The organism is Pseudomonas sp. NPDC087817 (assembly GCF_044742875.1).
Lineage (GTDB): Bacteria > Pseudomonadota > Gammaproteobacteria > Pseudomonadales > Pseudomonadaceae > Aquipseudomonas.
In genome coordinates this window covers 1-15,297 of record NZ_JBIUVJ010000085.1, presented here as the reverse complement: position 1 = coordinate 15,297, position 15,297 = coordinate 1, and the positions used below count along the sequence as shown (strand labels likewise).

The window sequence follows — 15,297 nt, the reverse complement described above, 5'->3', positions numbered from 1 at the left end:
TCTGTGCGTGTTTTTCTGCGGGGTGCTCTTCCGATCTCCCAGTGTTTTTCACCCTGGTTTACCCCGGAAACCCCGCCAAACCCGTGGTAAAAAGCCTCTTGGCGCAGTTCGAAAACATTACCTTCAGCAAATTCACGCGACCGTACATCGACAGCGTGGAAAAAGCGCGGGCCATGGTACAACAAATCAACAAAGCCGCTGAAACCGACGGCTTTCGCCCGATCATCTTCGACACCATCGTCAATCAGGACATTCGTGAGATTCTCGCAACGTCCAATGGTTTCATGATCGACATTTTCTCGACCTTCCTCGCCCCGCTCGAGCAGGAACTGACCGAGCATTCTTCCTACACCGTCGGCAAGTCCCATTCGATCGGGCACAACTCCAATTACATGGAGCGCATCGAGGCGGTGAACTTCGCCCTCGACAACGACGACGGCGCGCGCACGCACTATTACGACAAGGCTGACCTGATACTAGTGGGCGTGTCGCGATGTGGTAAGACGCCGACGTGCCTGTACATGGCCATGCAATTCGGCATCCGCGCAGCGAACTATCCGCTGACCGAAGACGACATGGAGCGCCTGACCCTGCCGTCCGCCCTGCGCGCCCACCAGCACAAGCTGTTCGGCCTGACCATCGACCCGGACCGCCTCACCGCGATCCGTAACGAGCGCAAACCCAACAGCCGCTATTCGAGCTACGCCCAGTGCGAATTCGAAGTGCGCGAAGTGGAAAATCTCTTCCGCCGCGAGAACATTCCGAACATCAACTCCACGCATTTTTCGGTGGAAGAGATTTCGGCGAAAATTCTGGTGGAGAAAGGCGTGGAGCGGCGCTTCAAATAATTTTGCGGTTTCCGGGCTGACGCGATCGCGGGCAAGCCAGCTCCCACAGGGTTTTGTAGTGAATGCGAAATTTGCAAACACTAGAGAAACCTGTGGGAGCGGGCTTGCCCGCGATGAACGATCACACGGTCTCTGTCAGTGCGCGATTTAAAGCCTCAAACCCCGCCAGCAACAAGCCGTCATCCCCTACCGAGTTACACACACTCACCCGAATAAACTGCGGCACCGCTGCATGCCCCACCGCAAACGCCTCGGCTGTGGCAACCAGGTAGTTGCGCTCTTTCAGTTCAGCGGCGATCTGCGACGCGCGCCACAACTCAGGCACTTCCACCCAGAAATGCGGACTGTGGCTGTGCGTCTTGTAGCTCAGCCCTTCCAGCGACCTCGCAACCAACGCCTTGCGCCGGGTGATCTCGTTGATCTGTTCATCCAGCAAACGCTCGGCCATGCCGTTTTCGATCCACTGGCTCGCCACTTCCATCGCCAGTGGGTTGGCCATCCAGCAGGTGCCACGAATCGCAGCACTCAGGCGACCGATCAATGCCTGCGGTGCATGCAGATAGCCGATGCGCAACCCTGCTGAAACAGCCTTGCTCAAACTGCCGATCAACACCGAACGCTCCGCGGCGTAATAACTCAGGGGTAGCGGGCGCTGGCGATCCAGCACCGCATGGGCTTCATCTTCAATGATCAGTAGATTGTGATCACGACAGACCTCGGCAATCGCCTCACGCCGTGAGACCGACATGACCGCAGCCGTAGGATTCTGGATCGTCGGCGTGCAATACAGCGCCGAGACGCGATGCTGACGGCAAATGTCCTGCAGAGATGAAGGCAACAGTCCTTCGTCATCCATCCCCGCACCAATCAGTTTTATCCCGAGCTGACGTGCGACGCTGATCAATCCGGGGTAGGACAAATGCTCGGTGACCACGGCGTCGCCGGCCTTGAGCAACCCCATCAACGCACACAACAGGCCATGCTGCCCGCCGTTGACGCACAGCACATGATCGGCGTGAGGCACGAAATCCCCGTGACGCAGCCAATCAGCTCCCGCCGCGCGATGCCTTGGCAACCCACCTTCGGGGGTGTACCCCGTCAATTGCTGCAAGCGTCGCGAATCACTCGCCAGGGTGTGCAGGGCTTGGCTCATCAAGGCCGTTTCCTGCCCGGGGATCGGCTGATTCCGGCTCATGTCCAGGCAGGCTTGCGGTTCATCGCTGACATTGCGAAAGCCCTTGTCCTGCGGCCGTTCCATCCCGCGCTGACGCACATAAGTGCCATCGCCTACGCGCGCCACCACCAGTCCTACACGCTCCAATTCGCCGTAAGCACGACTGATGGTGCCGATGGTGACGCCAAGACTGTCGGCCAACAGTCGGTGAGGCGGCAGCTTGCTACCGGGTTCGATGACCCCGGCACCGATGGCTTTTTCGACCGCATCCGCGAGCCGCTTGTACTTCACACCGACGCCATGGGCGAGGCCGTCACGGAGGATTGACACCATGGCAATACTTACTTTGACACTCATTCTCGCCCCGAATAGCGTAAGAAAAACAGGTTCAATCAGGGATAGACCTTTTCATTGACGAGGTCAATTCTGCCGTTCGGAGCACCCAGCATGTCGACCGCTATCAGCACACCGTTGAACATCAGCAAGCCGTGGCTCGGCGGGTTAGTCACCAGCCTGCTGTTTCTCATCGTCTGTCTGAGCTGGGGCACCACGTGGCTGGGGATAAAGATTGCGGTGGAAAGCGTGCCGCCCCTGACGGCCGCCGGTTTGCGTTTTCTGATTGCCTTCCCGCTGTTTCTGGGTTTCGCCGTATTACGCAAGGAGCCTTTGTTGTTTCCCCGGGAAAGTCGCTGGTTTTTCGTGTTCGTCACCTTGTCGTACTTCAGCCTGCCGTACTACTTGCTCAACTACGGCGAGATGCATGTCTCCTCCGGCCTGACTGCCCTGTTATTCAGTGGCATGCCGGTGTTCATCCTGATTTTTTCCGCGATGTTTCTGCGCGAGCAAATCCACCCCGCGCAGATGGTCGGCATCGCCATCGGCTTCGGCAGTCTGTTCATGATTATCCGCAGCCAGGGCTTGCATCTGGATCAGGCCGAATGGCTTGGCGTGCTGGCGATTCTCGGCGCGGCGATCCTGCATGCGCTGTGCTACGTGGTGACCAAAAAGCATGGCAGCGCGATCAGCGTGATCACTTACAACACCCTGCCCATCGGCATCGCCGGTTTGATGCTGCTGGTGGTTGGCCTGGGTCTGGAAAGCCCGACATTCGCCTCGATCACCCCGCGCTCGTGGGGCGCCCTGCTCTACCTCGGACTGGTGGCGTCGGTCGGCGGCTTTATCGTCTATTTCATCCTGCTCAAACGTTTGAGTCCGGTGCTTCTGTCGTTCGTCTTCATCATCTTTCCGGTGTTCGCCGTGATCATCGGCGCCTGGTACGAAGGCACGCAAATTTCTCGCGACCTGATGCTCTATTCGGCGACCCTGCTCGCCGGTTTCGCCATCACCAAACTGCCCGTCAAACGCTGAAAAACACTTGTCGATTCGCAGCAGAACTCACTTTGAACATTGGAGGTTCAAATGTCGGTACACACCATGGAAACCCTCAGCCTGTTTAACAATGCTCCCTACCAGCGCGACTTCAGTGCGCGGGTCATCGCGGTGGTTGATCAAGCCGTCGTGCTGGAACACACCCTGTTTTATCCAACCGGAGGTGGGCAACCCGGGGATACCGGGTATTTCAGCCTGCCGGATGGCACGCGGATCAACGTCACGGGCACGGTGCGCGATCCCTTGCTGCCGTCGATCATCTGGCATCAGGTGGAGCAATGCCCGCCGCACCTGTGCACGGGCGCCCTGCTCAATGCCAGCCTCGATTGGCAGCGGCGCTATCAACACATGAAGATGCACACGTGCCTGCACCTGCTGGGTTCGATCATCAATGCGCCGGTGACCGGGTGCAGCATCAGCGCCGACAAGGGACGTCTGGATTTCGATCTGCCGGAAATGACCCTCGACAAAGAGAGCATCACTGACGAACTCAACGCGCTGATTGAGCAGGCCATTCCAGTCAGCACTTTGTCGATGCCGGCCTCGGAATACCCGGCACTGCTGCAAAGCACCGGCAGCAAAACCGCGAAGCCGCCAGTGATCCAGGGCGACCTGCGGATGGTCGAAGTCATCGGCATCGATATCCAGCCCTGTGGCGGCACCCATGTGCAAAACACCCGGGAAATCGGCCGAGTGTTTTGCGAAAAAATCGAAAAGAAAAGCAGGAACAATCGACGGGTGATCCTGCGATTCGAATGACGACGCCTGCGCCGACCTCAGATCACCAACAGGTCGACAAAGCGGTTCACCGCGGTCGCTTCAAGCTGCGTCTGATCCTTGCACAACGCGAAGATCTCGCCGCTGCGTTGCCCGGTGAAACGGGTGGCCAGGTTCGCCTTGAACTTGTCTTCGAGCAACGGAATGCCTTCGGCGCGACGTCGACGATGGCCGATCGGGTACTCCACGATCACGTTCTCGGTACTTGAACCGTCCTTGAAAAACACCTGCACGGCGTTGGCAATCGAGCGTTTGTCGGCCTCCAGATACTCGCGGGTGAAGCGCGGCTCTTCGACGATGACCATTTTCTCGCGCAGCACATCGATGATCGGATGCGCCTTGTGGAAGTCGTCTTCGTATTGCTCGGCCACCAGATTGCCGAAGGCCAGCGGCACAGCGGTCATGTACTGGATGCAGTGATCGCGGTCGGCCGCGTTGGCCAGCGGCCCGACCTTGGAAATGATGCGAATCGCCGATTCATGGGTGGTGATGACGATTCTGTCGATCTCGTGCAGGCGATTGCGCACTTGTGGATGCAGTGTCACGGCGGCCTCGCAGGCCGTTTGCGCGTGGAATTCGGCGGGGAAGCTGATTTTGAACAGGACGTTTTCCATCACGTAACTGCCGAACGGCCGTGAAAAGCTGAAGCTGCGTTTGTCCTCGGGCTTCAACGCCAGATCGCTGTTGGTGTGGCTGAACAGCACGTCGTAAAAGCCCCACTGTCTAGCGCTCAAAACACCGGGAATGCCCATCTCGCCGCGAAGGGCGATGTCGGCCAGACGCACGCCGCGACTCGATGCATCCCCCGCCGCCCAGGATTTGCGCGAGCCGGCGTTTGGCGCGTGGCGATAGGTGCGCAACGCCTGCCCATCGGCGAACGCGTGGGACAACGCCGACAGCAGTTGCTCGCGGTTGGCGCCCATCAATTTGGCGGCCACAGCGGTCGAGGCGACTTTCACCAGAATGACGTGATCGAGTCCTACGCGGTTGAAGGAGTTTTCCAGGGCGATGATGCCTTGAATTTCATGGGCCATGATCATGGCTTCGAGCACATCGCGAATCGTCAGCGGTGCTTCGCCATTGGCCAGACGTTTTTGCGAGAGGTGATCGGCCACTGCAAGAATGCCGCCGAGGTTGTCCGACGGATGCCCCCATTCAGCGGCGAGCCAGGTGTCGTTGTAGTCGAGCCAACGGACGATGCAGCCGATGTCCCACGCGGCCTTCACCGGGTCGAGGCGATAACTGGTGCCCGGAACCCGCGCGCCAAACGGCACGACAGTGCCTTCGACGAGGGGGCCCAGGTGTTTGGTGCATTCGGGGAAACGCAGGGCCAGCAAACCACAGCCGAGCGTGTCCATCAGGCAGTTGCGGGCGGTGTTCAGGGCTTCGGCAGATTCGACTTTGAAGGTGAGGACATAGTCTGCGATGTCCTGCAGGACACGGTCGTAGTCGGGGCGGTTGTTCAGGTCGACGTTGGCGCTCATGTTCGATTCACTCTTGAAGTGGTTCGTTGATGGGACCTCGGTTCAGGGCTAACGATTTCTTATGGTTGAAATGCAGATAACTGTAGGAGTGAGCCTGCTCGCGATGGCGGCGTGTCAGGCAACATTGATGCTGAATGTCAGTGCGCTATCGCGAGCAGGCTCACTCCTACAGTTTTGTTCGGTGCCGGGTCAGAAAGAATCACCGGGGATCCGGACGTAACCTTCCATCAAAACCCGCGCACTGCGGCTCATGATGGCTTTCTTCACGACCCACTCACCGTTTTCAAGGCTGGCCTCGGCGCCGACGCGCAAGGTCCCGGACGGGTGACCGAAGCGCACGGCGTTGCGTTCCACGCCGCCAGCCGCGAGGTTGACCAGCGTCCCGGATATCGCCGCTGCCGTACCGATCGCCACCGCAGCTGTGCCCATCATCGCGTGGTGCAACTTGCCCATCGACAACGCACGCACCAGCAAATCAACGTCAGCTGCGCCAATCGCTTTACCGCTCGACGCAACGTAATCCGCAGGTTTGGCCACGAACGCAACTTTCGGTGTGTGCTGACGTTTGGCGGCTTCATCCAGATTGGCAATCAGGCCCATGCGCAGGGCGCCATAAGCACGAATCGTCTCGAACATCTGTAGCGCTTTCGGATCGCTGTTGATCGCGCTCTGCAACTCGGTGCCGGTGTAACCAATGTCTTCGGCGTTGACGAAAATCGTCGGGATCCCGGCATTGATCATGGTTGCCTTGAAGGTACCAACCCCCGGCACTTCCAGCTCATCAATCAGGTTGCCGGTGGGGAACATCGAACCACCGCCGCCCTCTTCTTCCGCCGCCGGGTCCATGAATTCGACTTGCACTTCGGCGGCCGGAAAGGTCACTCCGTCGAGTTCGAAATCACCGGTCTCTTGCACTTCGCCGTTGGTGATCGGTACGTGGGCGATGATGGTCTTGCCGATGTTGGCCTGCCACACGCGCACCACCGCCACACCGTTGTGTGGAATGCGGCTGGCGTCGACCAGACCGTTGCTGATGGCGAAGGAGCCAACGGCTGCCGAGAGGTTGCCGCAGTTGCCGCTCCAGTCGACGAACGGCTTGTCGATGGAGACCTGACCGAACAGGTAATCGACGTCATGATCGGCCTTGATGCTTTTCGACAGAATCACGGTTTTGCTGGTGCTGGACGTGGCGCCGCCCATGCCGTCGATCTGCTTGTCGTACGGGTCGGGGCTGCCGATCACGCGCAGCAGCAAGGCGTCGCGAGCCGGGCCGGGGATCTGTGCCGCTTCGGGCAGATCCCTGAGGCTGAAGAACACGCCTTTGCTGGTGCCGCCACGCATGTAGGTGGCGGGGATCTTGATTTGTGGTGCGTGAGCCATGGTGCTCCTTAACGAAGACATGGGACTTGAAGTCCCATGCCCACATCAGTTGATTTAAACGGCAACCGCCGACTCTTCGAGGAAGTCTTGAGCGAAGCGTTGCAACACGCCGCCGGCCTCGTAGATCGATACTTCTTCAGCGGTATCCAGACGGCAGGTCACCGGCACTTCGACGCGCTCGCCGTTTTTGCGATGGATCACCAGCGTCAGGTCGGCACGCGGTGTACGGGCGCCGATCACGTCGTAGGTTTCGCTACCATCGATGGCCAGGGTGTGGCGGTCGGTGCCCGCTTTGAACTCCAGCGGCAACACGCCCATGCCCACCAGATTGGTGCGGTGAATGCGCTCGAAACCTTCTGCGGCAATCGCCTCGACACCTGCCAGACGCACGCCTTTGGCCGCCCAGTCGCGGGACGAACCCTGGCCATAGTCGGCGCCGGCAATGATGATCAACGGCTGCTTGCGTTCCATGTAGGTTTCGATGGCTTCCCACATGCGCATGACCTTGCCTTCCGGCTCGACCCGCGCCAGCGAACCCTGTTTGACCTTGCCGTTTTCCACGACCATTTCGTTGAACAGTTTCGGGTTGGCAAACGTTGCGCGCTGTGCGGTCAGGTGGTCGCCACGGTGCGTTGCGTAAGAGTTGAAGTCCTCTTCCGGCAGGCCCATTTTCGCCAGGTATTCACCGGCAGCGCTGTCGAGCATGATCGCGTTCGAGGGCGACAAGTGATCGGTGGTGATGTTGTCCGGCAACACCGCCAACGGGCGCATGCCCTTGAGCGGACGCGCACCGGCCAGCGCGCCTTCCCAGTACGGCGGTCGGCGGATGTAGGTGCTCATTTCGCGCCAGTCGTACAACGGCGTGACTTTCGGGCCGGTGTCTTCATGGACGGCGAACATCGGAATATAGACCTGACGGAACTGCTCGGGCTTGACCGAAGACTTCACCACAGCGTCGATTTCTTCGTCGCTCGGCCAGATGTCTTTCAGGCGGATTTCCTTGCCATCCACAACACCGAGAACATCTTTTTCGATATCGAAACGGATGGTGCCGGCGATGGCATACGCGACCACCAGTGGCGGCGATGCGAGAAACGCCTGCTTGGCATACGGATGGATGCGGCCGTCGAAGTTGCGGTTGCCGGAAAGCACAGCGGTGGCATAGAGATCGCGGTCGATGATCTCTTGCTGGATCACCGGATCGAGGGCGCCGGACATGCCGTTGCAGGTGGTGCAAGCGAAGGCGACGACGCCGAAACCGAGTTGCTCCAGCTCCGTGGTCAGCCCCGCTTCATCGAGGTACAGCGCCACGGTTTTCGAGCCCGGCGCCAGCGAGGATTTCACCCATGGCTTGCGGGTCAGGCCGAGCTTGTTGGCATTGCGCGCGAGCAGGCCGGCAGCAATCACGTTGCGCGGGTTACTGGTGTTGGTGCAACTGGTGATGGCGGCGATGATCACCGCACCGTCGGGCATTTGCCCCGGCACGTCATCCCACTGCCCGGAAATACCTTTGGCGGCCAGATCGGCAACTGCAACGCGGGCATGCGGGTTGCTCGGGCCGGCCATGTTGCGCACTACCGAGGACAGGTCGAAGGTCAGACCGCGTTCGTACTGCGCGCCTTTCAGACTGTCGGCCCACAGGCCGGTGGTCTTGGCGTAGTGCTCGACCAACTGCACTTGCTGGTCTTCACGGCCGGTCAGTTTCAGATAATCGATGGTCTGCTGGTCGATGTAGAACATCGCCGCCGTGGCGCCGTATTCCGGGGCCATGTTGGAGATGGTCGCGCGGTCGCCGAGGGTCAGGTTGGCTGCGCCCTCGCCGAAGAACTCCAGCCAGGCGCCGACGACTTTCTGTTTGCGCAGGTATTCGGTCAGCGCCAGCACCATGTCGGTGGCGGTGATGCCCGGTTGCAGCTTGCCGGTCAGTTCGACGCCGACGCTTTCCGGCAGGCGCATCCACGAGGCGCGGCCGAGCATCACGCTCTCGGCTTCGAGGCCGCCAACGCCGATGGCGATCACCCCCAGCGCATCGACGTGCGGGGTGTGGCTGTCGGTGCCGACGCAGGTGTCGGGGAACGCCACGCCGTCACGCACCTGGATCACCGGGGACATTTTCTCCAGGTTGATCTGGTGCATGATGCCGTTGCCCGGCGGGATCACATCAACGTTTTTGAAGGCTTTTTTGGTCCAGTTGATGAAGTGGAAACGGTCTTCGTTGCGACGGTCTTCGATGGCGCGGTTTTTCTCGAATGCCTGCGCGTCGAAACCACCCGCCTCCACCGCCAGCGAGTGGTCGACGATCAGTTGCGTCGGCACCACCGGGTTGACCTGCGCCGGATCACCGCCCTGCAAGGCGATTGCGTCGCGCAGGCCGGCGAGGTCGACCAACGCGGTCTGACCGAGAATGTCGTGGCAGACCACGCGCGCCGGAAACCACGGGAAGTCGAGGTCGCGTTTGCGCTCGATCAATTGCTTGAGGGAATCGGTGAGCGTGGCCGGGTCGCAGCGACGCACGAGGTTTTCTGCGAGCACGCGGGAGGTGTACGGCAGGGTGTCGTAGCTGCCGGGCTGGATCGCTTCAACCGCGGTGCGGACATCGAAGTAGTCCAGCGGCGTGCCGGGCAGGTTCTTGCGAAATTCTGTGTTCATCGGGTCAGGACTCGGGTCACGGTAGTTTCAAGAGGTAGGGCCGGTCGCCGATCTTTAACTTCACACCGAACCCTGTGGGAGCTGGCTTGCCAGCGATAGCGGTGGGTCAGTCGACATCAATGTTGGATGTGACTCAGTCATCGCTGGCAAGCCAGCTCCCACAGGGTCTTCGGTGAATCTCGGATCAGTGTTCGGCGCCCACCATTCAGCGACGTTCGATTGGCACGAACTTGCGCTGTTCGACGCCGACGTACTCGGCGCTCGGGCGGATGATGCGGTTGTTGGCACGCTGTTCGAACACGTGCGCGGCCCAGCCGGTCAGGCGCGAGCAGACGAAGATCGGCGTGAACAGCTTGGTCGGGATGCCCATGAAGTGGTACGCCGAGGCATGGTAGAAGTCGGCGTTGGGGAACAGCTTCTTCTGTTCCCACATGGTCTTGTCGATGGCTTCGGAAACCGCGAACAGCACCTTGTCACCGACTTCGTCCGCGAGTTTTTTCGACCAGCCCTTGATCACCTCGTTGCGCGGATCGCTGTCCTTATAGATGGCGTGGCCGAAGCCCATGATCTTGTCCTTGCGCTCGAGCATGCCGAGGGTGCCTTTGATCGCATCCTCCGGCGAGGAGAAGCGCTCGATCATTTCCATCGCGGCTTCGTTGGCGCCGCCGTGCAACGGGCCACGCAGCGAACCGATGGCCGCCGTTACGCAGGAATACAGATCGGACAGGGTCGAAGCACACACGCGAGCAGTGAAGGTCGAGGCGTTGAATTCGTGCTCGGCGTAAAGGATCAGCGAGACGTTCATGACTTTGACGTGCAGTTCGCTCGGCTTTTTGTCGTGCAGCAGATGCAGAAAATGGCCGCCGATGGTCGGTTCGTCGCTCACGCAATTGATGCGTTTGCCGTCGTGGCTGAAGCGATACCAGTAGCACATGATTGCCGGGAACGCGGCCAGCAGGCGGTCAGTCTTGTCGCGCTGCTCGGAGAAGTCTTTCTCCGGCTCGAGGTTGCCGAGGAACGAGCAACCGGTGCGCATCACGTCCATCGGGTGGGCGTCTGCGGGGATGCGTTCGAGCACTTCTTTCAGCGCTTGCGGCAGGTCGCGCAGCTTGCTCAGTTTGCCTTGGTATTCGTCGAGTTGCGCCTGGGTCGGCAGCTCGCCGTAAAGCAGCAGGTACGCCACTTCTTCAAATTGTGCATCGGCTGCCAGTTCGCGTACGTCGTAGCCGCGATAGGTCAGCCCGGCACCGGCCTGGCCCACGGTGGACAGTGCGGTTTGCCCGGCAACCTGGCCACGGAGCCCGGCGCCACTGAGTACTTTTGCTTCGGCCATTGCTGTCTCCAATCTTCTTGAATTTGTAGGGGAAACTTGTGGGAGCGAGCCTGCTCGCGAAGGTGGTCGCAACACCTCGGTGCATCAGGAACACCGCATTATCGTTGGCGTCCTTCGCGAGCAGGCTCGTTCCCACTGGGTTTGAATCAGCCTTTCTTTTGTGCAAACAACGCATCGAGCTTCTGCTCGAAGGTGTGGTAATCGATGCGATCGTAAAGCTCCATGCGAGTCTGCATGGTGTCGATGACATTTTGCTGAGTGCCGTCGCGACGGATCGCGGTGTAGACGTTTTCCGCAGCCTTGTTCATCGCGCGGAACGCCGACAGCGGGTAGAGCACCAGCGACACGTCGGCGCCAGCCAGTTGCTCGGTGGTGTACAGCGGCGTCGAACCGAACTCGGTGATGTTGGCCAGAATCGGCGCTTTCACGCGGTTGGCGAACAGCTTGTACATTTCCAGCTCGGTGATGGCTTCCGGGAAGATCATGTCGGCACCGGCCTCGATGCACGCTGCTGCGCGATCCAGCGCCGATTCCAGACCTTCCACCGCCAACGCATCAGTGCGCGCCATGATCACGAAGCTGTCATCGGTGCGGGCATCGACGGCGGCTTTGATGCGGTCGACCATTTCCTGCTGGCTGACGATCTCTTTATTCGGGCGATGGCCGCAGCGCTTGGCGCCAACCTGATCTTCGATGTGAATCGCCGCCGCGCCGAACTTGATCATCGACTTGACCGTGCGCGCGACGTTGAACGCCGAGGAGCCGAAACCGGTATCGACGTCCACCAACAGCGGCAGATCGCAGACGTCGGTAATGCGGCGCACATCGGTCAGCACGTCATCCAGCCCGGTGATACCCAAGTCCGGCACGCCGAGCGAGCCTGCGGCCACCCCGCCACCGGACAGGTAGATCGCCTTGAAACCGGCGCGTTTGGCCAGCAACGCGTGGTTGGCGTTGATCGCGCCGACCACTTGCAATGGGTGCTCGCTGGCGACCGCATCGCGGAAACGCTGGCCTGGAGTGCTGTGCTTGGAACTCATGACTCACCTCGTTCAGTGGCTGTCTTATTGTGGGCGCCGTCCTGGTAATGACGGGCGATGTTGCGTTTCGAGGCGCCGATGTGACGGCGCATCAACAATTCCGCGAGCTCGCCGTCACGGTCGGCGATGGCATCGAGAATCCGGTGGTGTTCAGCGAAGGCCTGGCGTGGACGGTTCGGCGTGGTGGAAAACTGGATGCGGTACATGCGCACCAGTTGATAGAGCTCGCCGCAGAGCATTTGCGTGAGGGTGCGGTTGCCGCTGCCCTGGATGATCCGGTAGTGGAAGTCGAAATCGCCTTCCTGCTGGTAGTAGCCAACGCCCGCCTGAAACGCCGCGTCGCGTTCGTGGGTTTCCAATACGCGGCGCAGTTCGTCGATTTCTTCGACGCTCATGCGCTCAGCCGCCAGACGGCAGGCCATGCCCTCAAGGGATTCGCGGATTTCGTAGAGTTCAAGCAATTCGGCGTGGCTCAGTGAGACCACCCGCGCACCGACATGCGGCACGCGCACCAGCAGGCGCTGACCTTCCAGACGATGAATGGCTTCACGTAGCGGCCCACGGCTGATGCCATAGGTACGCGCCAGTTCCGGCTCGGAGATCTTGCTGCCCGGGGCGATCTCGCCTTTGACGATGGCCGCCTGAATGCGCCGGAAGACGTTTTCCGAAAGCGTCTCGGAATCGTCGCCGCTGATGACCGGGGGATCGAGTTGATCCAGCATGATTGTCGACACCTTTAAATCCAATGCGGCAAAAACTAGCCAATTAGCCTGCATCAGTCAAAGGATAAATCGACATTGTCGACAATCGTCTAATAAGCCTCATCAATAGCCCTTGGGGTTATAGACCGGCCCAGGCGCTGGCGCCATAAAACCACCGTGCTAGAATGCCGCCCGCATTTGCTGGCCATTTGTACGGCTTGTCATAAAAAGCTGATAGGCACACGCAGGGCCTTGCGCAAGTTTTGCCAGGGACCTGAACCGACAACGGAACGCTGCGCACCAGGATTTATGAGACTCAAGCCTTTCCCGACATTTTTTGCCCTTTTTTGCCTGCCCGGCCTCGCCGCTGCGGGGGAAAAAACCGTGTACGGCCTCAACGAATATGCATCGCTTGATGGCATCAATCTCGAAGTCGCGGCCAAACTCGACACCGGGGCGAAAACTGCCTCGCTGAGCGCCCGCGACATCAAACGCTTCAAACGCAACGGCGAGTCCTGGGTGCGCTTTTATCTGGCCATCGACGCCGCGCATTCGCACCCGATCGAACGGCCGCTGGCCCGGGTCAGCAAGATCAAGCGCCGCGCCGGGGACTACGACCCGGAAGAAGGCAAGAAGTACACCGCCCGTCCGGTGATCGAGCTGGATATCTGCATGGGTTCGGCTTTGCGCAGCATCGAAGTGAACCTGACCGACCGAAGTGCGTTCCAATACCCGCTTTTGATTGGCTCCGAAGCACTGAAACGCTTCGACGCGCTGGTCGACCCCAGTCTTAAATACGCTGCCGGCAAACCCGCCTGCACCATCGCCGCTCATACCGCCGAGTAATTTTCATGCGTTCTCTAACCTTCCACCTGAAAATCCTGATCACCATTCTGGTGCTGCTGGGCGTTTCGGTTACGGCCTATCAGATTTTCGTACTCGGCATCCCGGTGACCGAAGATGCGACCGACGACTTGTGGAACATCGACGCCAAGGTCGAGTTCGTCGCCAGCACCAAGGACCCGGTGAAGATCCAGATGTTCGTACCACCGTTGAGCCGCGACTACGTCAGCCTCAACGAAAGCTTCATCTCCAATAATTATGGCGTGGCGGTGAACCGTGTCGACGGCAACCGCAAGGTGACCTGGTCGGCGCGCCGGGCCAAGGGCAATCAGACCCTCTATTACCGTCTGGTGCTGACCAAGCGTTACACCGCCGAAAAGACCAAGATCAAAGGCCCGACCTTCCGCGACAGCATCGCCATCGAAGGCCCGGAAAAAATCGCCGCTGAAGCCCTGCTCGCGCCGATCCGCCAGCACTCGGCCGACGTCGAAACCTTTATTGGCGAGGCGATCAAACGGGTCAACAACGTCAACGACGACAACGTGAAACTGCTGCTGGCCGGCGACCCGTCGACACCACACAAAGCCAAAATCGTCGAACTGCTGCTATCGATCGCTCACGTACCGGTGGAAAAAGTCCACACCATTCGCCTCGTCGCCGACCAGCCGCAAATGCCGGAACTGTGGCTGCGCAGCTTCAATGGCAACGACTGGCTGTACTTCAACCCGGAAACCGGCGAGCAGGGCCTGCCGACCGACCGCCTGCTGTGGTGGACTGGCGATGAAAACCTGATCACCGTCGACGGCGGCAAGAAGGCCAACGTGACCTTCAGCCTGAACAACAGCGAGATGAACGCGATTCGTCTGGCCAAGCTGACCGACGAAAACACCGACGCCAATTTCCTCGAATACTCGTTGTACGGCCTGCCGCTGCAAACCCAGCAGACCTTCATGATCATGGTGATGATCCCGATCGGCGTGCTGGTGATTCTGATCCTGCGCAACCTGATCGGCCTGCAGACCTTGGGCACATTTACCCCAGTGCTGATCGCCCTCGCCTTCCGTGAAACTCAGTTGGGCTTCGGCATCCTGCTGTTTACCGTAATCACGGCGCTGGGGCTGTCATTACGTTCGTATCTGGAACACTTGAAGCTGCAAATGCTGCCGCGACTCTCGGTGGTGCTGACCTTTGTCGTGGTGTTGATTGCGGCGATCAGCCTGTTCAGTCATAAGCTCGGTCTGGAACGCGGCTTGTCGGTAGCGCTGTTCCCGATGGTGATTCTGACCATGACCATCGAACGTCTGTCGATCACCTGGGAAGAGCGCGGCGCCAGCCATGCGATGAAAGTGGCGATTGGCACGCTGTTCGCCGCGTCCCTGGCGCACTTGATCATGACCGTGCCGGAGTTGGTCTACTTCGTGTTCACTTTCCCGGCGATCCTGCTGATTCTGGTCGGCTTCATGCTGGCGATGGGGCGTTATCGCGGTTATCGCCTGACCGAACTGGTGCGTTTCAAGGCTTTCCTGAAGAAGGCTGACGCCTGATGTTCGGTTTCTGGAAGACCTGGAAGGCCCTGGAGGCCCGGGGCATCATGGGCATCAACCGGCGTAACGCCGACTACGTGCTCAAGTACAACAAGCGCAGCCAGTACCCGAGCGTCGATGACAACATCATCACCA

At 59.8% G+C, this 15,297-nt stretch carries 12 protein-coding genes and 1 pseudogene; 6 read left to right on the top strand and 7 right to left on the bottom strand.

The genetic code is table 11. From position 1 onward, the window contains the following. Nucleotides 1-41: 41 nt before the first annotated feature. Complete coding sequence (locus tag ACIONG_RS27770) at nucleotides 42-848, top strand: pyruvate, water dikinase regulatory protein (RefSeq protein WP_401303978.1); 807 nt, start codon at nucleotides 42-44, stop codon at nucleotides 846-848. A gap of 121 nt (nucleotides 849-969) precedes the next feature. On the opposite strand, the gene ACIONG_RS27765 is transcribed toward ACIONG_RS27770, so the two are convergent. Further along, on the bottom strand, nucleotides 970-2,379 hold the full coding sequence (locus ACIONG_RS27765; protein WP_401303975.1) for a PLP-dependent aminotransferase family protein: 1,410 nt from the start codon (nucleotides 2,377-2,379) through the stop codon (nucleotides 970-972). Nucleotides 2,380-2,469: 90 nt separating this feature from the next. Here ACIONG_RS27765 and ACIONG_RS27760 point away from each other — a divergent pair, with 90 nt between their 5' ends. Both ACIONG_RS27760 and ACIONG_RS27755 read left to right on the top strand, forming a co-directional pair. Next, the gene (locus ACIONG_RS27760; protein ID WP_401303972.1) at nucleotides 2,470-3,390 is read left to right on the top strand and encodes a DMT family transporter; all 921 of its coding nucleotides are present in this window, start codon (nucleotides 2,470-2,472) and stop codon (nucleotides 3,388-3,390) included. A 51-nt stretch (nucleotides 3,391-3,441) separates the two neighbouring features. After that, nucleotides 3,442-4,170, top strand: a complete 729-nt coding sequence (locus tag ACIONG_RS27755; RefSeq protein ID WP_401303969.1) for an alanyl-tRNA editing protein — start codon at nucleotides 3,442-3,444, stop codon at nucleotides 4,168-4,170. A gap of 17 nt (nucleotides 4,171-4,187) precedes the next feature. Here ACIONG_RS27755 and prpD read toward each other — a convergent pair whose 3' ends face one another. From prpD to ACIONG_RS27725, 6 genes are all read right to left on the bottom strand, one after another. After that, nucleotides 4,188-5,672 carry a 2-methylcitrate dehydratase gene (gene prpD, locus ACIONG_RS27750; protein ID WP_401303966.1) on the bottom strand — a complete coding sequence of 495 codons (1,485 nt, stop codon included), beginning with the start codon at nucleotides 5,670-5,672 and terminating at the stop codon, nucleotides 4,188-4,190. A 189-nt stretch (nucleotides 5,673-5,861) separates the two neighbouring features. After that, the gene (prpF, locus tag ACIONG_RS27745) at nucleotides 5,862-7,052 is read right to left on the bottom strand and encodes a 2-methylaconitate cis-trans isomerase PrpF (protein ID WP_401303963.1); all 1,191 of its coding nucleotides are present in this window, start codon (nucleotides 7,050-7,052) and stop codon (nucleotides 5,862-5,864) included. A gap of 54 nt (nucleotides 7,053-7,106) precedes the next feature. Beyond that, nucleotides 7,107-9,701 (bottom strand): Fe/S-dependent 2-methylisocitrate dehydratase AcnD, encoded by a 2,595-nt coding sequence (gene acnD, locus ACIONG_RS27740; protein ID WP_401303960.1) that lies wholly within the window; start codon nucleotides 9,699-9,701, stop codon nucleotides 7,107-7,109. A gap of 205 nt (nucleotides 9,702-9,906) precedes the next feature. After that, complete coding sequence (gene prpC / locus ACIONG_RS27735; protein ID WP_401303957.1) at nucleotides 9,907-11,034, bottom strand: 2-methylcitrate synthase; 1,128 nt, start codon at nucleotides 11,032-11,034, stop codon at nucleotides 9,907-9,909. Between the two features lie 146 nt (nucleotides 11,035-11,180). Beyond that, a complete protein-coding gene (gene prpB, locus ACIONG_RS27730) occupies nucleotides 11,181-12,074 on the bottom strand; it encodes a methylisocitrate lyase (RefSeq protein WP_103303868.1) in 894 nt (297 codons plus the stop codon). Continuing rightward, complete coding sequence (locus ACIONG_RS27725; RefSeq protein ID WP_172828118.1) at nucleotides 12,071-12,793, bottom strand: GntR family transcriptional regulator; 723 nt, start codon at nucleotides 12,791-12,793, stop codon at nucleotides 12,071-12,073. Before ACIONG_RS27725 ends, prpB begins: the two co-directional genes overlap by 4 nt. Before the next feature lie 291 nt (nucleotides 12,794-13,084). Between ACIONG_RS27725 and ACIONG_RS27720 the strand changes: the two genes are divergently transcribed. The 3 genes and pseudogenes from ACIONG_RS27720 to ACIONG_RS27710 all read left to right on the top strand — a co-directional run. Continuing rightward, on the top strand, nucleotides 13,085-13,621 hold the full coding sequence (locus ACIONG_RS27720; protein WP_007916436.1) for an ATP-dependent zinc protease: 537 nt from the start codon (nucleotides 13,085-13,087) through the stop codon (nucleotides 13,619-13,621). 5 nt (nucleotides 13,622-13,626) lie between these two features. After that, nucleotides 13,627-15,162 (top strand): inactive transglutaminase family protein, encoded by a 1,536-nt coding sequence (locus tag ACIONG_RS27715; protein WP_150730486.1) that lies wholly within the window; start codon nucleotides 13,627-13,629, stop codon nucleotides 15,160-15,162. Continuing rightward, nucleotides 15,162-15,297: pseudogene (locus ACIONG_RS27710) on the top strand (alpha-L-glutamate ligase-like protein); the annotation flags it as partial. The gene ACIONG_RS27715 and the pseudogene ACIONG_RS27710, both read left to right, overlap by 1 nt.